This window comes from Brucella sp. NBRC 12950 (genome assembly GCF_030268145.1).
GTDB lineage: Bacteria > Pseudomonadota > Alphaproteobacteria > Rhizobiales > Rhizobiaceae > Brucella.
The window spans coordinates 12,002-31,701 of sequence record NZ_BSQC01000015.1 but is presented as its reverse complement, the minus strand read 5'-3'; the positions used below and the strand labels follow the sequence as shown (position 1 = coordinate 31,701).

Genomic DNA, 19,700 nt, shown 5'->3' with positions numbered 1-19,700 from the left:
CGCGCCACCACTACCCGCGATCAGCGGGTATGGTCGACGAAGGCGCTCTGGCGCGCAGTAAACCGTTGCGAATTACGCGCAACGCACGGAATTGGGACTCAGTGCGCTATTAAAATATATCGACGATTTGCAAACTTTATACGATACAAATTTCTGAATCCGTGCACCTGTATAACAGGTCACTTCAATACGGCTCAGCGCAAAGGCCCATCATAGTCGCCCTTGAAACAGTCAATCAAGCGTTGAGCGATTGTGAGATTCCAGCAAATTGTTGCAGCAGAGCCGCTCAACGATGGCATCGGCGTTAGAAGCGAAATGTTCTGGAACGTCTCGTTCTCAAGTGGGTATTCCAGATTAAACCACCCGTTTTCAAACCAGACCTTTAGTTTAGAGGAGGCATTCTCCCGAGTGATCGCTAACAAGCCACGCATAACTAAGGGGCTGAGGAGCGTCGAATGATCGTCACAATCTTTGACATGGATTGCGAAAGCCTGGTCAAACAGCGTATTTCCTGAAGCGACCTGACACGGCGTGCCTGGAAAATGCTTTTTAAAACTGTCGAGGAAGTCGGTCGTAGCTGTGCGGCGTATTATATCAACACGACCTGAAAAGCGAAGTGGTACAGATATCTCAATAAGATAATGATAGCTCGGTGCCTCTGCGGTACGGCTACTATTCAGGCGAGGCTGGCGAACAGCTTGTTCAAGCAAGCGATAAGAAGTGCCCCGATAAACCCCTTCCGTCTGCCAAGAGGTCGATCGGGATTGGCTCGCCCCAAGATTATCCTTCAGCCAGTCCTCAAAGTCGAAAGCTTCCCACCCGCTCAGAAAACTCGTCTGCCCATAAGAACGTCCGACTAGTGGTGCAACAATCCTTGAAGCGACACGCCTCCATAGTGAATTTGAAAAAGTCCACAAAAGTGTGCTGACGACGATAAATGCCACATATGGGCCAATAATCGCTATGTCAAAAAAACTGACACGTGAGACGACCAAACCGAAAGCCACCGACAAACAGATGCTACTCGATAGAGCGCGTTTGCGTTGGGGCTCTGCTTCGCGGAGCATTATCTCTAATTCAGCGCTGTCTAATCGAGGTGAAAAAGAAACGGCTTTCACCTCGCCATTTCCGCCCCTCACGGTGCCTTCAATCCAGTGTTACAGCCACACCATACAGACAAAATTTCGATCATTTTTTTTCACGCTTTCTGAAGTCATCATAAAGCTCGTCAAACCGGCCAGCTATATAATCCGCAAACCTCACGCCTTCGGCAGATCCCATAGATAGAACGGCCTGTGTCATAGTTTTCTTAATGGAAACGTCGATAGTCTGATCAAATGCTGACCATCGGCTTTGTGTTGAAACTTTTGCTGGTATCTTGCGTTTGACTTTTGAATTGAGGACAGTTCCTCCGAGGCGCTGTAGTATCAGTCTAAACCGCTGATCCGAACTTAACGCCTTAAATTCTGCACTATCAAGGATCGATCTGTAACTAAGAATGTCTCCTTTGGAATGCCAAAGATGGCACAGCATCTCCCATCTTCCTCTCCCGATACCGGGTGCCCTGCCAATAGCAAATAAAACTTTCCTGTCGATTAGAGAACCAATTTTGATCATCTCAGATACATGGGACTTTCCGGTTGAGAGCGATGCACAAATCGTTTCTCTCTTATAACCGCTCATCTGTTGTTCAACGGCAAAAAGCCACTTCTCAATAAATGATAGGTCCTCGCGCGCCGAATTTTCTTCGCCCTGTATTATGACCGCCTCTTCGTTCGACAATTCTCGTATGGCCGCTTTGAAGCGAATACCGATCAGTTTAGCCGCGGCAAGCCGCCGACGCCCATATACGATTTGAAAGCGGTCAGGCTGACCGAGGATCGGGCGAACAAGACCAGGAACTAACTGCCCCCGCAATTTCATTGACTGAGTTATTTCAGCTATAGCGTCCAGATCATAGGTTTCATCGAAGCGATCGCGAATGTGAGAAGGAACGATTGAACCAACGTCAAGTTCAACAATTGCTTCACTGTTGTGGGACGATCCCTGCCCCGCGTCGTGTTGGTTTGGTATCTGCTTTGCCCCGGAGGTAAACATGATGCTCTATGATGAAGAATAATTGGCGCGATCGGAATGCGCCCTCACATCACAGCTTTGGTGTCCCGTAAGCGCTGTAGACATATCTTCAAAATCCTTTCGGTTCATGACCCGCATCCAAAAATCAATCGCGACGGCTTCAATCGCAGAGCTGCCAGCAAGATTACTTTTTTAAGCAATCCTACACTTGTTTGTCGAGAACCTAGAGAATTCAGCTTCATAGGCGGAATTTAACAGTCAATGAGCCGAGCTTTCGCTTAAGCGAACTGCTTGTGTGGGATAGTGGAGAAAAAAATGAGATATGCAGGTTTCGTATGTCGAAGTGCTATCCCCTGCCTCTCCCACCGAGTTGAGCAACTGGGCACCTACTCAGTGATGGGCAATTACTTCGGGTTGAAGTTTCGAAATTTGTCTATGAGACGCCAATATAGACCTTCGACTCTGTTACTTATTTATACCCGCAGCAAAAAGGCTTCCCGAGAATTTTCTCGCATTCCCTTTCTAAATGGTGTTTGCCGTCATGTGTTCCCAGCTGGGAACTTTTCCAACTTGTCTGTGATCGAGAATACACCGTCTCAGACATCAGAATGTCGGCTCCCCGTTTATTGCGGGATCAAAGTAATTATTGCTCAAAAGCTGCAATCAATGATAGATTCGTGTTGTTGAGAGCGATAATTCCTTGCAGCTGCGGTGCCTTAACGAAATCCTTGAACGGCCTGCTTTATCCCTCTTCAATGCTCCCTACATTGCTCGATTTCGGACGGTCGCTGCAACACAAGCAAAGACGTATTTCACTTCAGTTAGCGCGCTCATCTCTTTCATTTTCAAAAAGATGGTTAATAAATCATCCTCATAGGGTGGATCAGAAAAGAGCGCGTAAACCCGTACGATAATGAAACCGGCAATCCGACTTAAACCCCTCTGGATCAGGATTGCAGTCAGCGATAGTCCGGTGAAGCGGGGATAGCTCTAAAATCAGGCAGCGAGCGCGCCCCCCCTCCCCTGTTCTCGAGATATCCTACGATGCACCATTTTTGCATTTCAGAAAAAACTTAGATTAAAGGCATTTGTCTCTGAGCATTTGCCTTTCTCAAACTGTTGAACTCGCGGGTTGCTCCAACAGTAAGCGCGATATGGAAAACCGCCCAGTTCTGGCTTTCTCGACCAACGAGCGTAGATAGGCGCCGGCGCACCGGATTTTACTAATGCACTGTAATATCCAAGCAATCACCGCGGCTGTGTGCTCATGACCAAGATACGTTATGGCATCCCTATGCGCGGTGGGTGCTATTCCAAGGCAGCGAGCAACGACAACGCTTGCATCTTCAAGGTCGCGCCAAGACCGAATGGGTGCTGATGAATAGTCATTGATGTCCGGGCAGCTTCGTAACACGAGTTCAATGGTGACATCGATACGTTGTTTTAATGAGTGTAAAGGCGCTGGTCGGCTTTCTATCAAATCATGAGAATTTTCTTTTTGATCTTCTTTAAGAAATTCAGGATGTGATTCATTATGGTGCCGCTCATTTTGAGCATGATTGACGCTCATTTCCTCGACATCATTCAACAAATTCATAGAGTTAAGTAATTCTTCGCTCAAAGCGGAAAGTCTCGTCAGAATAGCTGTAAGTTCTTCGATTGATGCGCGACGGGGAATTGCCTCGACGATTGTGCGAAATTTATCGTGCAGTTCGCGATATTGATCGCGTTTGCTTTCGATATCGAGGGTATCGAACAACTGCGTTATGTCCCTGCGTTTGAGTGTAATACGTTCGCGCGTTCTCTTGAGAAGTTTAATGTCCGCCTGAATGCGTTCAGCCGCCGCTGCGATTTCGGACGCGCGTTCGAGCAAAGGAGCTACTGAGAAGCCGAAAGCCTCTTCGATCTCACCTGCTTGCGTTTTATAGGCATAACGTTTGCCGTTCGGACTGTCGCGGCGCAGGATCAAACCCGCCTCAATGAGAGAGGCCACGTGTCTGCGGAGCGTAGATTCAGGCATACCATGCGCGCGCAATGCCAATTGCCGGTTGGAGGGAAACACCACCAATCCTGACTTTGAGCCGATATCATTCTCGGGATAAAACGAAAGCAGTGCGCTGAGCACCGCAAGGCAGCGATCATTGAGGCCAAAGACCGATTTGGCGATGCAAAGCTGCTTATAGATCGCCCATCTATTGACTGAGGTTCCTGTCAATTTACTTGCAGCTAAACCTTTCAATTGGACAAACGACATCCTTCGCCCACGAAATGTGGACGTTACATTCTCCTGAATGTGCATTTTCCTTCACCTTTCATAAGGCAAAAGAAAACTGCCCGCCAAATTGACGCCTAATGCTCTTGACAGTGATTCATGGAAATGCGATTCTCTAAGCGACCAAACTTGAGGAAGGCTTCCATGACGGCAACGTTATCGGGGGCCTTTTTCTTTTGCTGTTATTCTCCAATGTTCTCAGTGTTTGTTTGTCTGTTTGTACTCGTTGTAGAACCGCTCTAGGTTGCCTGAGAGCCAGTCACTAAACGGCTTCGCATCCGAACTTGACAGTTCAATTGCCACACTCTTCGGCTTGTGTTTCATCGACACGTGAACAGCCTTATCGACTGATGACCAAGTCTTTTCAGCCGCTGCCTTCTTTGCTGGCGTCTTGGCTGCTGAGCGCGTGCTATACTTCTTCAGATAGTCGTGAAGCGCATCAAATCTCTCGTCTTCCGGCAAAGCCATGAAGCCGTCCGAGGCAAGCCTTTCAAGGGCTACGCTAAGATGTGCAGGGTTGAGAATGATCTGACGAAGCGAAAGCCACTTGTCGCGGCCAATCTTCTTTGTCGCCCCTAGTGCCATCAACATCTCTGATGGCACTGCCTCTATGACGCTCAGCATCTTTGATAAAAGTGCGTCATCGATACCAAGTGCGGATTTGACCACTTCTTTGGTCATGCCATTAGAGATCAGGTTCTGAGCGAAGTACGCACGCTCGATAAAAGACAGATTTGAACGTGCCGAATTTTCCTGACCCTGTGCGATCGCCGAGGCCTGGTCATCAAGCTTCTTGACGACGGCCTTTACCCTTATCCCCAGATCAAGGGCTACCCGAGCGCGACGATGCCCGAACACAACCATGTAACGTTCGCTGTTATGCGGATTAGGGCGGACCAATATCGGGGTCGCCTGTCCATGCTCATTGATGGCATCTCGAAGCGCAATCAGTTCAGCATCGTCTTCCGATAAGCGATCGGATGCAAAGGAAACATCCAGGAGCTGCGGATCGATTTCAACAATCGTTTCTCCGTCCATAAGGCGTTTGGTGTTTTCAGCCATCTCCTCAATGGACCGAACTACTGTTTTGGCAGCTCCTGTCATGCCGTAACCGCTTTTTGCGGCCGGCGCATCACTGTTGATGGACGAAAGATCGAGACTGGCGAAGGGATTCTTACGCGACATCGAAATTATCCTTCCGGCTCATTTCGTTTAACTGACTGAAATTTCGATGGAAAACGTCTGAAAAAACGGCTGACAAAAAACTCATTTTCGCCCCCACGTCTGATGGATCAGTTCTGCCACTTCGCCGTTTGAGGCATTGAGGCTTTCCATTGCCCGTTCATAAGTTGAACGCACGAAGTCCCCCTTCTCCACTTCGTAGAGCGTCTGTTTCTTGATTGATGCGTCTGAAATTGCCGTTGATTTGAGCACATGGTTTTTCAACATGTTCTGCGTGAACATCGACTGCATAAATCCGACCATCTGAGCTTGCGGGATATCGGTGGGTTCAAACCGCGTGATAAGATAGCGGAACCATTTAACTTTAATTTCAGCGCCAGCATCTGCAACAGAAGTCATGATGCCGCCTAGCATTTGCAAGAATTGGGACATCGACATGATGTCGAGCATCTGTGGGTGAATGGTGATCAGAATTCCAGTCGAAGCCATCAATGCTGTAATGGTGAGATATCCGAGCTGCGGTGGGCAGTCGATGACAACAACATCGTATTTGTCTTCAATCTCTTTAAGGGCATTGACGATACGCAGATGGAACAAGCGTCCCTCTTCGCCTTTGCGCCCGGAGATCGCAAGCGGAACGTCGTATTCATATTCCTGCAACAGCAAATTTGCCGGAACGATATCGAGATTAGGGATATTGGTTGATTGAACAATCTCGGCGATCGGCTTTTTCTCATCATCAAAGCGCAAAGCTTCGTAGAGCGATGCAATCTCGTCGAGCTCTGGCTGAATGCCAAACAGCGAAGTCAGCGACGCTTGTGGATCGAGGTCGATCGCCAGAACACGATGTCCAGTCAGAGCAAGATATTGCGCGAGATGGGCTGAAGTGGTTGTCTTGCCTGAGCCGCCTTTGAAATTGACGACAGAGAGGACCTGCAGCGGCTCGCCTTCTTTGCGACGTGGTAGATAAACCCGCTTGTCGGATTTTTTGTTTTCTTCAAGATAACCACGCAGTTCGAGCATTTGCTCTGCCGTGTAGTAGCGGCGGCCTGAAACCACCTCGATTTCAGGGCCTTTGCCTTCGCTATGTAGCTGTCTTAAATGCGACTGCGTCACGCCAATAAGATCTGCAACCTCCGGCAGTTGAAACTTTCGAAGTGTCTTTCTGGCGTCCGGCGGGTATTGTTGTGTGCGCAACATGTTGAGCGCGCCAGAGATTTTTGAGCCCTGGCTGGCGATTTCGTGGTCAAAACGGGTCGCATTGTGTTCGTTCATTTGGTGAACTAAGGTCCTAGCTAGTGACACTTTCGCAAAAAAGCGTCAGGCATTCAAATTTTCGCAACTATAATTCCGATTCTGGCTGAGCTGCAAGGAATTTAAGGTTAACAAAAGGTTAACGCTAAAACTGAATGTCTATTAGGCGATTGTATTATTTCTTCTTGCAAACCCATCGTGGATTAACTCGGAGTTTATGAAGTCAATAAATGTGATTCAAAAGAAAAAACCGCTAGTATTTATAAGCTTTTTCTTGTGACCTTATTGATTGTAACCGCCTTTAAGCCTTAGCTGTTGCTCTGCAGTTCGAAGGCATTTTAATCTAAGCGGAAACGTTCCAATGTAACGTTCGCGAACCTTCTTGGTATTAAGTAAAGCACGAAATTGGCTGGATCGATTCTTTGATTTGTTTCGATCTTTATCTCGTTTACACCCAATGTCTATAGAATGAGATTAAAAGCGGCGAGCGGACGAACCTTGTGAAATCGGCTAACGGATTGAATAGTCATCATAAATCAATAAAAAGTACGGCTGACAAATCCGCGCAGGAGGTCGAGCCTATTCTCCATAGCTTTCTACAGCTCCAATGGTCTGATGGTGCGACTACGGCGGTACTTGGTATACGGTTGCACCAGAAACGACTGGTAGGAAAAGAAAATCTCAGTTTTTTGGAGTGGGGTCTAGCTTCCCTCGCCTCCACCGCGTTGAGAGTTACACGGAGAACGTTTTGAGCAATTGTCGGCTGAATATTAGGGTGTGTTTTAGCTGACAAATGCTCTTTCAATAACGAAGTGAGCTGGCGCGTTGTTCGAACCCTCCTCGAAACCTAAGCTTTCAACAATGGTTTTCAAATCACGTGTCATCGCTATCGAGCCGCAAATCATGATGCGGTCTTGTTCTTTGCAGAACTGAGGAAGATTTAGATCGTCGAAAAGACTTCTATCCGCAATTTTCTGCGTTATTCGGCCCTGCCGCCGAAATTCATCTTGAGTGACTGTCGGATAGAACGAAAAATGCCCCTCTGTGAATTCTCTGATCGCTGGATTGCTTTTCATCCTTGCCATCAGATCAAATCCGTAATCGAGTTCTGCTGCCATGCGGCAACATTGAACGAGAATGACCTGGTCGAAGGTTTCATACGTTTGTGGGTCTTGGATCACACTGGCAAAAGGAGCTATCCCTGTTCCAGTCGAAAGCATCCAAAGCCTGCGGCCGGGCAACAATGCGTCAAGGACGAGGGTGCCCGTCGTTTTGGGGCGAATGAGGAGGCTGTCACCAGCGCTGAGCTTTTGGAGGTGCTGCGTGAGCGGACCGTCTTCGACTTTAATCGAAAAGAACTCAAGTTTCTCTTCCCATGCAGGGCTCGCAATCGAGTAGGCACGGAATATCGGCTTTGTAGAATTTGGAAGCCCGATCATTGCAAACTCACCCGATCGAAAGCGGAAGGTTGGCTCTCTGGTGGTTGTGAATGAAAACAGTCGATTGGTGTAGTGGGTGACTGACAGGACGGTCTCAACTAGCACGCCAGATGGGATCGGAAATGACGAGGAAGCAATGTCTAAGGGCGCTGTTTGAAAACTCATGTTCTTACTCATGCTGATATACAGAAACGGGAGAGGGCATCCCAGAACCGGTCATGTGACCGATCGATATTGACGCTGCTGCCAGACGAGAGGGGTGCGTTGCTGATCAAGATCAATATCAACCACGCCACCGGCAAACAGCACATGAGACGGTGTTTCTATCGAGCCCAGCAAGGTACAATCCATAACTGCCAAAGCGCCATTTAACCGAGGGTGGCCAGACTTCCATGCGGACCATTGACCGTTGTCGAACCGCCGTTCTAACGCCGTGTGTCCTGCGAAAGCGTCTGCAATCGGCTGTTGTCCCTGTGCAAGGAGCGCAATCGAGAACCCTTCAGTCCTCAAGACGTGATCGACGACCCGGCTACTGACATCTATCGAAATGAGAAGGGCAGGGGGTTCCGCTGATAGCGACATGACGGATGTAACAGTGCGGCCAATCTTTTCAACGCCCAGCCGTGTTGTCACCACACAGACGGTCGATGCCGCAGCCGCCATTCCATCCCGGAACAAGCTTTTTCCCACCAGTGGTCGCAACGGTGATTGCAGCGCGAATTTCTGCGGAAATTCAAATTGATTGAATGCCGTCATCATGAACCCTTCCCTGGCTTTTCAGAAAAGAGATCGCGAAACTTATCGGCAACACCATGCATCTGGGCTGCATTCGCAGGCGGCTGGCCAATAGAAATAATGTTGGGCCACAATTCGGAATATTTTGTATTGAGCTCAAGCCAGAATTCCATTCCTGGCTCAGTGTCGGGTTTGATTGCGTCGATCGGGCATTCGGGTTCGCAGACGCCGCAATCAATACACTCGTCCGGGTGAATGACGAGCATGTTCTCGCCTTCGTAAAAGCAATCCACAGGACAGACTTCAACGCAATCCATGTGTTTGCAGGCGATACATTCTTCGGTGACAACATAGGTCATTTCTGATCCTGGATTATGGATTTAGGATGCCGCCCAACGACGGGCGAAGGGCGGCGAACCTTTTTGCTAGTCGAGGTTGCTCTCGGCAAATTCGTAATTGGCAAGCTTATCGAGGAAATTGCTGACATAATCCGGGCGACGGTTGCGGAAGTCGACGTAGTAGCTGTGCTCCCAGACATCGAGACCAAGCAGTGGCTTGCCTTCCCCGGTTGCGATCGGGTTGGAGCCATTAGGGGTATTCGTGACCGCGAGCTTGCCTGCTGAGGACAGAACGAGCCAGGCCCAACCCGAGCCTAACTGCCCTACTGCCTTGGCTTTGAAAGCCTCTTTGAAGGCGTCAAATGAACCAAAGTCCTCATCAATCTTGGCTGCCAACCGACCTGGAATTTTTCCACCTTCCGGTGAAAGTGCATTCCAGAAATGAATATGGTTCCAATGTTGGCCGGCATTGTTGAAAACTGCTGCAAGCGAAGTCTGCCCATGTGACATCAGGATGATCTCTTCGAGTGACTTACCCTTCAGATCATCGTTCTTCTCGACAAACCCGTTAAGCGCAGTCACATATGCCTGGTGGTGTTTGCCGTGATGCAGTTCTAGCGTTTCTTGGCTCATTCCGCCGCCTGCCAGCGCGGAAGTGGAATAGGATAAGGAGGGCAGTTCAAAAGTCATGGAGAAGCTCCAATTGAAGTTGATCTTGCGTTTTATGGGCGCAAGCGATAATTAAACAAGCATACGCTTTGAAAAACATTGTAGGGAATATGTCAAGCTCTAACTTGGAAAATAGCAACTGGTCGCCGCGCAACCCTGCGGAACGTATTCTGATGCAGCTTAAGATGCATGGCGGTCTGACGGCTGCAGCACTGGGCAAGAAGCTTGGAACAACGGGAGAGGCCGCGCGCCAGCAATTAGCGAAGCTTGCCGAGGAAGGATTGGTTGCCGCCCGGAACATCTCGGCAGGTGTCGGGCGGCCCACGCAAATGTGGGAACTGACGCTTGCCGCGCAAGCTAGGTTCCCCGATACGCATGCAGCGTTAACGGTACAACTGCTTGATATTCTGCGCAGTTCTCTCGGTGAAGATGCGCTCGACAGCATAATTTTGAAGAGGGAAGAGGAGACGCGAAAAGCGTACGAACAAGCAATGAGCGGCCTTGACGATCTGAAAGAGCGTGTTGTCGCATTGGCAGCGCTGCGATCAAGCGAAGGATATATGGCGCAAGTTGAAGAGACGCCTGACGGCTTCTTAGCACTCATCGAAAACCATTGCCCGATCTGCGCTGCTGCAGCCTCATGTCAGGGCTTCTGCCGTGCCGAACTACAGGTTTTCAGGTCAGTACTGGGCGAAAATACCGTCGTCGACCGCGTCGAACACATCGTTCAGGGAGGACGTCGCTGTACCTATTTGATCAAGGACATGATTGCATGAGCTCCTGCCCCTCACAGATAGAGCCAACAAATAAGCGTGCGTTGTCTCACGAAGCGCTCGATGAAGTGACGATCCGCATGGTTGTCGATCGCTTTTATGCCTTGGCACGTGAGGATGCGCTGATAGGCCCCGTTTTCAAGAGCGCTATATCGGATGCGCAGTGGCAAAACCATCTGAATATAATTGCAGATTTTTGGAGCTCGCTCCTTCTTGGAAGCGGCCGATACAAGGGCAGACCTTTGCCCAAACACATTGCTCTTCCAGAAATTTCTGACGCAAACTTCAGGCGCTGGCTTGGTATTTTTCGTTTTACAGTGACGGAGCTTTGTTCAGCCGAGATCGCCAATTTGTTCATGGAGCGAGCACAACGCATCGCGAATGCGTTTCGAATGAATATTCGTATGCACAGATCAGAAGATCTCGTGTATCTGCGTCCATTGGAGCCCGATATTTTCGACCTCAAGACCTGTTGACTGGAAGACCTGATGCAGCTTTTTGAGACGAATTATGCGCTTGCAAGTCACAATACGTTCGGACTTTCGTCTGTTGCACAGTTTGCAAAGACGTTGAACACGCAAAAAGACGCCATTCAACTCGCAAATTTCGCTCATCAGCAAGGCCTGCCGTTTTATTTGATTGGTACCGGCAGCAATCTTATACTTCGACCGAAAATCTCAGCTGTTGTCGGCCTCATGAACATTTTGGGGCGAAAATTAATAGGCTCGGACGCAGATCATCACTTCATAAAGGCCAGCGCCGGAGAAGATTGGCCGCAATTTGTGATTTGGACGATCAAGCAAGGTTTTAGCGGACTTGAAAATCTTGCGGGGATCCCCGGAACAGTGGGAGCAGCGCCAGTACAAAATATCGGTGCCTACGGGCTAGAACTGGCTGAACGATTGCATGCACTTACCGCATATGATGTGAAAGTCGGCGCGGTTGTCACGCTTTCGCGCGAAGAATGCGGCTTTTCTTATCGAAACAGCGTCTTTAAAGCGACAAATCGCTATATTGTCCTCGATGTGACCTTTGCTCTGCCAAAAAAATGGCGCCCGGTGCTTACCTATCAGGGGCTAAACGGAGAAACTTTTGCGAATGCGTCCGCGGTCATGGACCGGGTATTGTCCATCAGAGCCGTTAAACTGCCCGACTGGAAAATCCTGGGCAATGCCGGTTCCTTCTTTCATAATCCGGTGGTTGATCCGGATTTTGCTAACGGTATTGAAGGCCCACCCCGACACTTGAAAAGCGATGGTCGCGTGAAACTCTCTGCCGCATGGCTAATCGATGCTTGCGGACTAAAAGGAAAAAGGATTGGGGGTGCATCGGTGTACGAACATCATGCCCTTATTCTGGTTAACCTCGGTGAGGCCACCTTTGAAGATGTCTCCTTGCTTGCGAAGTTGGTTCAAACAACTGTTTATGAGCAGTTCGGTGTAAGCTTAGTGCAGGAACCTTTGACCTTTTAAGTCTTGCGCAATCCGAAATCCGAAATACGCTCTTCACCTTATTGCCTTTTGCGAACGATGCGCGACCTATGGCGGTAAAACCGACACGACATCTCGTGACATCGTTTTGGGGCGTAACTCATTTAATTCTAATGCTTGCGAGCGCCAGACGCTCAACGGACTATGTTTGGCGGTGGTATCTTTCGGAGGGATTCGACGATATCAGGACGCTGCTCGGCAACAGCTGTGACAATTGCTTCGGAAAGAGCAAAGATTGCGGATGGTGAGTTTGGTAAGAATTCACTTTTCGCGGTTGCGTAAAGGACGATATCTGCGAGAGAGGCGAGCGGTGATGTCGGGCTATCGGTTATAACCAGTATTCTCGCGTGTTTGGACCGGGCAGATTTTGTCAGTTCCAGTGTGCTTTGCGAGTATCGCGGCATCGATATCGCAATCACCACATCGTTCTGGCCAATAGCGTTAATTACATTGCTCGCGTAAGAACTCGCACCACGAAGAAGCGCGTTGGTGACGCTTTTTTCGGTGTAAAGCGCTAACCCTTCCTCCAAATAGGCTGCAGCATAGTGGCTGGCGCCGGTTCCTAGAATAATAATTCGATTTGCCTGAAGGAGCGAATGAATAAAATTGTCTGCGGTCGCACCGTCGATATTTGAGATCGCATCTTTAATTTTATCCACGCTATTAATGAGTTGCCGGTGTAACGTCGAACTCCTTCCATCAGGGCCGAAGCCTTCACCATCCGTGGTTTGTTGATGGCCCGGGACTGTCTGGAAATCAGAAACAATTCTTTCCCGGAATTCGCTAAACCCGCTATATCCAACAGTTCTGACAAAGCGGGTAATTGTAGCAGTCGAGCTACCGCTTGCTTCTGCAACGCCTTCTATGGACATAGCCACAACGTCGAGAGGCCGTGCCAATACAAAGTCCGCGATCTTCTGATGTGACTTGCTCAGAGACGGGTAAACCTCTGCCATCCGCTGCGCGAATTCGGACTTGGGACTCAAGGTAGCAGCCATTGATCATTTCCGTCGTTGACGTCTAGAAATTTTCATATAATCTAAAAATGAAAATAATCACATCAAAAAAGATGTATATTCCAAGGGAACGATTTAATTATGTACAAAACGCTCGTGATAGCTAGCTTTTTTGCGACCACAGTTCTGGGCGGCGCGGCAAATGCCCAGACTCTTAAGGTTGCGCTTTCATCAGAAGCGACCGCCGTCGACCCGCACTACCATGATCTCACCCCGAACAATGCCCTGGCAGCGCATATATTCGATAGCCTGACACGTCAGGACGAGAAGCAGAAATTGCATCCAGCCCTTGCTGAATCCTGGGAGAATGATGGTAAAAACAAATGGACCTTCAAGCTCCGGGAAGGCGTCACGTTCTCTGATGGAACGCCGTTCACTGCCGACGATGTGGTTTTCACTTTCTGCCGGACGCTGAAGAACGAGACTGCCGTTTCAGGTTCATTTGCCGACATTACAGCGAATTTTGCTTCTGTTGAAGCACCTGATGCCAAAACCCTGATCATTACGACAAAGGTTCCTGAACCATTGCTTGCTACCTTTATGGGAACAGTCGGCATCTTAAGTTCTTCGATTGTGGCGCATGATAAGATTACGTTCGATCCAGCTAAGAATTGCGGCGTCACAGGAACATGGCCCGTTGTGGGCGATTTTAACGATGGCAAGAAAGCGATCGGAACTGGACCGTATAAGTTCAAGAATTATGTGAAGGGCTCGGTTATCGAACTCGAGCGCAATGATAAATACTGGGGTGAAAAAGAACCTTGGGAAGCTGTCCGCTTTATTCCTGTACCCAATGCTGGAACGCGACTAGCGGGCCTGCTTGCCGGTGATTACGATCTCGTTGAGAACCCGGCTGCGCGTGACTTGACCCGGATCAAGGATGACAAGCGTTTTGTTGCAGAAGTCACTCCGACAACCCGTGTAATATACTACCAGCTCGATGTTGGTCGCAATCAAAGCCCGTTCGTCAAATCCGCTGATGGAAAAAACCCGCTGCAGGACGTTCGTGTGCGTGAAGCCATCTCTCTTGCGATTGATCGCAAAGCAATTATCGCTCGCTTGATGGACGGTGCTGCGGAGCAGGCAAACGAATTTTTGCCGAAGGGTATGTTCGGTACTCTGCCTGAGGCGCCGGAGCTGCGTTATGATCCGGCGGCTGCTAAAAAGCTACTCGCTGAAGCCGGTTACCCGGATGGATTTCAGCTCACCCTTTCAACGACCAATGATCGTTACATCAATGACAGCCAGATTACGCAAGCCGTCGCGCAGTATCTGACACAGATCGGCATAAAAGCCGATGTGGATGCAATGACACGGGCTCTTTATTTTCCGCGTCGTTCGAAGAAAGAATTAAGCGTCGCCATCGGTGGATGGGCATCGACCAGCGGCGAGGCCTCGTCATTCCTGCGTCAGTGGCCTGCATCCCCCAATGAGGCTGGGACCATGGGTGGATCCAACTACGGTGGTTATAATAATCCGGCCTTCGACAAGCTGATTTATGAAGCGGTAGAAACAATGGACGATGACAAGCGTTCCGCCTTGTTACAGCAAGCAACGACCGAGGTGCTCAAGGATTACGCATTCATTCCATTGCATTTTGAAAGCGGCATTTGGGCGCACAAAGCGGATATCAGTTTCACGGGCCGTTCGGACCAATTCACACTCGCTATGTCCGCAAAGCCTGCGAAGTAGTTATCTTCGACAAGTATCATTCGGGTAAAATGTGATGACTGCATATGCTTTGCAGCGCTTGATCCAAAGCGCTCTGGTGCTGCTCGCCGTTTCGGTTGCCGTCTTCTTTGCAATATACGGCATCGGGGATCCGATTGAGCTTCTTGTTCCACCACAGGTCAGTGCCGCTGAAAGGCTGGCACTGATCAAAAGACTGGGTCTAGACCTTCCGGTCTGGCAGCAATATTTCACCTTCCTGGGAAACGCACTGAAAGGCGATCTTGGGACGTCCTTTGTCCATGGAGTGCCGGTTGTCTCTCTGATACTGGGAAGGCTTCCGGCCACATTGGAGCTGGTGTTTCTTTCAATGAGCTGCGCGACAATTGTGAGCGTACCGCTAGGCCTTTATGCTGGCCTTAATACCGAAAGCCGTTTCTCGCGTCTGGTTATGGCCGGTACTGTCATCGGCTTCTCCCTTCCAAGCTTTTGGAAAGGAATGATGCTGATCCTGCTATTCAGTGTTGTTCTTGGTTGGCTTCCAACCGCGGGTAGGGGGGATACCGTCGATATTCTGGGGTTTCAGACCAGCTTGTTTACCCTCGATGGTCTCCGCCACCTCGTTTTGCCAGTGCTGAATCTTGCAATTCCAACATCCGCCTTGCTGGTGCGCCTGGTTGCTGCTGGTGCAACGGAGGCGACAACGCAGGACTATGTCAAATTTGCCAGAGCCAAGGGTGTACGCCACAAGCGTATCGTTTTCCGCCATATCATGCGCAATATTCTGATCCCCGTTATTACTGTCGCAGGTATCGAGTTCGGCAGTCTGGTGGCTTTCTCTACCATTACTGAAACCGTATTCTCGTGGCCCGGAATGGGTAAACTCCTGATCGATAGCATCTATCAACTCGATCGTCCGGTTGTCGTTGCTTACGTGATGCTTGCAACCCTGCTTTTTGTTGGAGTCAACTTCCTTGTAGATGTGCTTTACGCGGCCCTCGACCCAAGAGTGAAGCTTTCGGGAGAAATGGTATGATCAAACCGACCATTCCTCAATTTGCCAACACGCCTTTGAGAAAAAAGGTGCTCAAGCGCATTCGCAGCAAGCCTACCATGCGTGGCGCAGCCATACTGCTTGGGTGCCTTGTTATTCTCGCGATCCTCGCCCCATTTATCGCACCCCAGGACCCCTATGATCTTTCTTCGTTAAGTGTGATGGACAACCGCTTGCCGCCGGGTTCATCAAGCATGGCTGGTATGAACTACTGGTTAGGCACGGACGCGCAAGGGCGCGACATGGTCAGTGCGATCCTTTACGGACTTCGTACAAGCTTGCTAGTTGGCCTCTTGTCTACGCTAGGCGCAATGATTATCGGCGTGACGGCAGGATTGTTTGCAGCCCAGATTGGTGGTTTCGTCGACACCATCATCATGCGTCTGGTCGACTTCATGCTCGGGTTCCCATCGATCCTTGTCGCTCTTGTGCTTCTAGCCTCCGTTGGTCGCGGAGTAGATAAGGTGATTTTCGCCATTATCGTTGTTCAGTGGGCGCAATATGCCCGTCTGATGCGCGCCTCCGCCATGGTAGAAAGGCGCAAGGAATATATAGAGGCCGCCGTCAATTTCGGCCTTCCAACGCGCCATATCATGCTCGCGCATTTGCTTCCCAATTCGGTCGGTTCCGTGCTTGTCATGTCCACTATCAGCATTGCAGGCGCCATAACCCTTGAAGCCACCCTGTCGTTTCTCGGCGTTGGGGTCCCTGTCACTCAACCTTCACTTGGACTTTTGATCGCCAATGGCTTCGAATATTTGCTCTCTGGTGAATATTGGATTGCCGTGTTCCCTGGGATTGCCCTCGTTCTGTTGATCATTTCGCTAAACTTCATCGGGGATCGCGTTCGCCGCAGCTTCAATGTGAGGGCCAACACATGACGGCACTTTTAGATATCCAGGGACTGCGGACAGTCTTTCACTTGCTTGGCGGCGCTTGGTCTGCGGTAGACGGCGTTGATCTCACCGTCGAGCGCGGCGAAATCCTTTGTCTGGTAGGAGAATCCGGGTCTGGGAAATCGGTCACAGGTTTTTCCATCGTCCAACTGATTGACGCACCTGGAGAGATTGTCGAAGGCAAGATATTCTTCGATGGCGCTGATCTCTGCGCGGCTTCTGATGAAGAGTTGCGTTCACTGCGTGGCGACCGCATTGCCATGATCTTTCAGGATCCGCTTTCCACCCTCAACCCAGTTTTGACAATCGGGGAGCAGATGCTTGAGGCAATTTTTGAGCATCGTAATTCTAGCCGTGACGACGCGCGCAGAGAAGCGATGGACGCCTTAACAAGAGTTGGGATTTCATCGCCTGAAGCACGGCTCAAACAATATCCGCACGAGTTTTCAGGAGGAATGCGTCAGCGCGTGGCCATTGCGATCGCGTTGCTCAATAGTCCTGATCTTATCATCGCTGATGAGCCGACAACCGCATTGGACGTTACTATACAGAGCCAGATCCTTTACGAAGTACAACAGCTTGTGCGTCAAACTGGAACCGCTGTTTTGTGGATTACACACGACCTGGCCGTTGTTGCAGAACTGGCTGATCGGGTCGCGGTCATGTACGCCGGACAGATTGTTGAAAGCGGGTCGGTGGATGATGTGCTCGATAAACCGATGCATCCTTACACGCTTGGCCTGCTTCGTTCTTCGACCGGTATGGTTCAGCCAGGCGAACGTCTTCATCAAATCAACGGAAATGCTCCCCGCATTGATGCGCGCCCGTCTGGATGCCCATTCCGAACGCGGTGTGAGCGGGCAATCGAGATCTGCATAACGACTTATCCGGAAAAACAGATACTGGGTGATCATAGCTTTCGATGCCATAATCCGGTTGCAGCGCTGGAGGTAGTCTCGTGAACGATATTTTGTTCGAGATGAAAAGCGTCAGCAAATATTTTGAATCCAGAGCGACAACGGCCGAAAAGATCCTGAGTCTTGCCGGAAAAAAGCAACCCAATCGGCTCCTGCGCGCCGTCGATGGTGTCGATCTCAGTGTGAGGCAAGGCGAGGTTCTTGGTCTGGTTGGGGAATCGGGCTGTGGTAAATCCACATTGGCACGCATGGCGACCGGCATTCACCAACCCACGGCCGGAGATGTCCTCTACAAGCATAAAAACGTCCGCGACTTACGCAACCGCGAAAAGCTGGAGTTCCTGCTTAGAGTACAAATGATTTTTCAGGATCCTTTCGCTTCACTTGATCCTAGAATGAAGGTTCACGATATTGTTGCCGACGCGCTGAAGGTTCACAAGCTAGCGCCGAAAAGCCAAATCTCAGGCATCGTTGATCGCGCTCTGGAGGAAGTAGGCCTTGATGTCGCTTATCGTGACCGCTATCCCCATCAGTTTTCCGGAGGGCAACGCCAGCGTATTGGCATAGCGCGCGCACTAGCCGTTAAGCCGGATTTTCTTGTTTGCGACGAACCGGTCTCCGCCCTTGACGTATCCATCCAGGCTCAGGTCATTAATCTCTTCATGGATTTGAGGGAGCGGTATGGATTGACGTACCTGTTTGTCAGCCATGATCTTGGGGTGGTTCGGCATATAAGTGACCGAATTGCGATCATGTATCTAGGCCGTATTGTCGAGATCGGCGCAGCTGCCGATATATTTGCAAATCCGGCCCACCCCTATAGCGCTGCATTGCTGAATGCGAGCCCATCCGTCAAACGCCGCAAGCGCAATTTCGAGCCGTTGAAGGGGGATCTGCCTTCGCCACTGGCGCCCCCAAAGGGCTGTCCGTTCCATCCTCGATGTCCGCAAGCCATGGCTGTGTGCCGTGATCATCGTCCCGAGTTGAAAGAAATCGCCTCTCGTCAGAGTGTGGCGTGCCATTTGCACAATCTGGAGTATCAATGATTACATCGTCGCTTAATCCAGTAACCGGGGCAAGTGTATTGCCTTTCCTCGACAGGTTTCACCCTGACCACCCTTTGCAGGTAAACTTCTACCGACCAGCGCACCATAACCCGAACAGCCCTGTGGTGATTGTACAGCATGGAATGCTGCGTAACGGTGATGAGTATCGGGATTTCTGGATACCAGCAGCTGAAAAACACGGGCTGTTAATTGCTGCACCAACCTTCTCTGATGCTGCTTTCCCGATGGCTGAAAGTTATAATAACGGTCTCGTATTAGATCCGTCGGGAAATGTTCGTGAGCCTCAAGAATGGCTATACGGGGTTCCCGCGCGCGTGTTTGCTGCCTTGAAGGCGTCCGGGGTCACTACCCAAGAACGTCCCTACCTTTATGGGCATTCGGCAGGTGGGCAATTTGCGCATCGGCTTCTCGCCACACAGCCAACTTATCCTTTCTGTGCTGTCATAGCTGCAAATCCGGGCTGGTATACCTTGCCGGATATGGAGCGGCGCTTTCCAGAAGGCATGGGAGCCATTGGTTTGTCTGAGGAACAGCTTGCCCGCTGGTTCGCCTATCCAATGCACATATTTGCGGGCGATCAGGATATCGCCGAAGACGATCCGAACCTTCCTTCTCAGCCCGAAGCGCTGGCGCAAGGCCCATCACGTTTTAAGCGCGCACATTTTTTCTATGCCTATGCGCTGGAACAGGCAAGAAAGCGTGGTCTACCTTTCGAATGGAAGCTGATAGACATAGAAGGTGTTGGCCATGACGGCGCTGCTATGTCTCGTGCAGCTGCCGCGTTCTGGTTTGAAAACAGGATTCCCCCGGCCTCCGAACTTGTGTTTGATGATGCGGCACAGCTCTAAAAGCAG

General features: G+C 50.1%; 19 protein-coding genes. 9 read left to right on the top strand and 10 right to left on the bottom strand.

The genetic code is table 11. The annotated features are described in order from the left end of the window. Positions 1-194 precede the first annotated feature (194 nt). From QSJ70_RS21995 to QSJ70_RS21955, 9 genes are all read right to left on the bottom strand, one after another. Entirely contained in the window at positions 195-1,118 is a 924-nt protein-coding gene (locus QSJ70_RS21995) for a hypothetical protein (protein WP_285539627.1), read from the bottom strand. Positions 1,119-1,188: 70 nt separating this feature from the next. Beyond that, positions 1,189-2,097 (bottom strand): plasmid partitioning protein RepB, encoded by a 909-nt coding sequence (gene repB, locus QSJ70_RS21990; protein ID WP_285539624.1) that lies wholly within the window; start codon positions 2,095-2,097, stop codon positions 1,189-1,191. Between the two features lie 1,090 nt (positions 2,098-3,187). Then, positions 3,188-4,375 (bottom strand): plasmid replication protein RepC, encoded by a 1,188-nt coding sequence (repC, locus tag QSJ70_RS21985; RefSeq protein WP_285539623.1) that lies wholly within the window; start codon positions 4,373-4,375, stop codon positions 3,188-3,190. Between the two features lie 171 nt (positions 4,376-4,546). Then, a complete protein-coding gene (gene repB / locus QSJ70_RS21980; RefSeq protein ID WP_285539622.1) occupies positions 4,547-5,533 on the bottom strand; it encodes a plasmid partitioning protein RepB in 987 nt (328 codons plus the stop codon). 81 nt (positions 5,534-5,614) lie between these two features. Beyond that, a complete protein-coding gene (gene repA / locus QSJ70_RS21975; protein WP_215781191.1) occupies positions 5,615-6,805 on the bottom strand; it encodes a plasmid partitioning protein RepA in 1,191 nt (396 codons plus the stop codon). A gap of 761 nt (positions 6,806-7,566) precedes the next feature. Beyond that, positions 7,567-8,400, bottom strand: a complete 834-nt coding sequence (locus QSJ70_RS21970; protein WP_502871709.1) for a ferredoxin--NADP reductase — start codon at positions 8,398-8,400, stop codon at positions 7,567-7,569. A gap of 39 nt (positions 8,401-8,439) precedes the next feature. Further along, positions 8,440-8,982, bottom strand: a complete 543-nt coding sequence (locus QSJ70_RS21965) for a flavin reductase family protein (protein WP_285539618.1) — start codon at positions 8,980-8,982, stop codon at positions 8,440-8,442. After that, positions 8,979-9,317, bottom strand: a complete 339-nt coding sequence (fdxA, locus tag QSJ70_RS21960) for a ferredoxin FdxA (RefSeq protein ID WP_285539616.1) — start codon at positions 9,315-9,317, stop codon at positions 8,979-8,981. Before fdxA ends, QSJ70_RS21965 begins: the two co-directional genes overlap by 4 nt. Before the next feature lie 66 nt (positions 9,318-9,383). Then, positions 9,384-9,986 carry a superoxide dismutase gene (locus tag QSJ70_RS21955; RefSeq protein ID WP_285539614.1) on the bottom strand — a complete coding sequence of 201 codons (603 nt, stop codon included), beginning with the start codon at positions 9,984-9,986 and terminating at the stop codon, positions 9,384-9,386. Positions 9,987-10,138: 152 nt separating this feature from the next. On the opposite strand from QSJ70_RS21955, the gene QSJ70_RS21950 reads away from it, so the two are divergent. The 3 genes from QSJ70_RS21950 to murB all read left to right on the top strand — a co-directional run bounded on the left by QSJ70_RS21950 (position 10,139) and on the right by murB (position 12,210). Next, the gene (locus tag QSJ70_RS21950) at positions 10,139-10,741 is read left to right on the top strand and encodes a helix-turn-helix transcriptional regulator (protein WP_285539612.1); all 603 of its coding nucleotides are present in this window, start codon (positions 10,139-10,141) and stop codon (positions 10,739-10,741) included. 77 nt (positions 10,742-10,818) lie between these two features. Next, positions 10,819-11,214, top strand: a complete 396-nt coding sequence (locus QSJ70_RS21945; RefSeq protein WP_285539610.1) for a group III truncated hemoglobin — start codon at positions 10,819-10,821, stop codon at positions 11,212-11,214. A gap of 12 nt (positions 11,215-11,226) precedes the next feature. Then, on the top strand, positions 11,227-12,210 hold the full coding sequence (gene murB / locus QSJ70_RS21940; protein ID WP_285539608.1) for a UDP-N-acetylmuramate dehydrogenase: 984 nt from the start codon (positions 11,227-11,229) through the stop codon (positions 12,208-12,210). A gap of 152 nt (positions 12,211-12,362) precedes the next feature. On the opposite strand, the gene QSJ70_RS21935 is transcribed toward murB, so the two are convergent. Further along, positions 12,363-13,226, bottom strand: coding sequence for a MurR/RpiR family transcriptional regulator (locus tag QSJ70_RS21935; protein WP_285539606.1), 864 nt, complete (start codon positions 13,224-13,226; stop codon positions 12,363-12,365). A gap of 99 nt (positions 13,227-13,325) precedes the next feature. Between QSJ70_RS21935 and QSJ70_RS21930 the strand changes: the two genes are divergently transcribed. Genes QSJ70_RS21930 through QSJ70_RS21905 form a run of 6 tightly spaced genes read left to right on the top strand, consistent with a single transcriptional unit; the run spans position 13,326 to position 19,694 of the window. Further along, a complete protein-coding gene (locus QSJ70_RS21930) occupies positions 13,326-14,936 on the top strand; it encodes an ABC transporter substrate-binding protein (protein WP_285539604.1) in 1,611 nt (536 codons plus the stop codon). Positions 14,937-14,970: 34 nt separating this feature from the next. Beyond that, positions 14,971-15,948 (top strand): ABC transporter permease, encoded by a 978-nt coding sequence (locus tag QSJ70_RS21925; protein ID WP_285539603.1) that lies wholly within the window; start codon positions 14,971-14,973, stop codon positions 15,946-15,948. Further along, positions 15,945-16,847 carry an ABC transporter permease gene (locus QSJ70_RS21920; RefSeq protein WP_285539601.1) on the top strand — a complete coding sequence of 301 codons (903 nt, stop codon included), beginning with the start codon at positions 15,945-15,947 and terminating at the stop codon, positions 16,845-16,847. The genes QSJ70_RS21925 and QSJ70_RS21920 overlap by 4 nt, the downstream gene beginning before the upstream one ends. Beyond that, positions 16,844-17,824, top strand: coding sequence for an ABC transporter ATP-binding protein (locus tag QSJ70_RS21915; RefSeq protein WP_285539599.1), 981 nt, complete (start codon positions 16,844-16,846; stop codon positions 17,822-17,824). Before QSJ70_RS21920 ends, QSJ70_RS21915 begins: the two co-directional genes overlap by 4 nt. Further along, on the top strand, positions 17,821-18,825 hold the full coding sequence (locus tag QSJ70_RS21910; RefSeq protein WP_285539597.1) for an ABC transporter ATP-binding protein: 1,005 nt from the start codon (positions 17,821-17,823) through the stop codon (positions 18,823-18,825). Before QSJ70_RS21915 ends, QSJ70_RS21910 begins: the two co-directional genes overlap by 4 nt. Next, positions 18,822-19,694: an alpha/beta hydrolase family protein gene (locus QSJ70_RS21905; RefSeq protein WP_285539595.1), complete on the top strand. Its 873-nt coding sequence runs from the start codon at positions 18,822-18,824 to the stop codon at positions 19,692-19,694. The genes QSJ70_RS21910 and QSJ70_RS21905 overlap by 4 nt, the downstream gene beginning before the upstream one ends. Positions 19,695-19,700 lie beyond the last annotated feature (6 nt).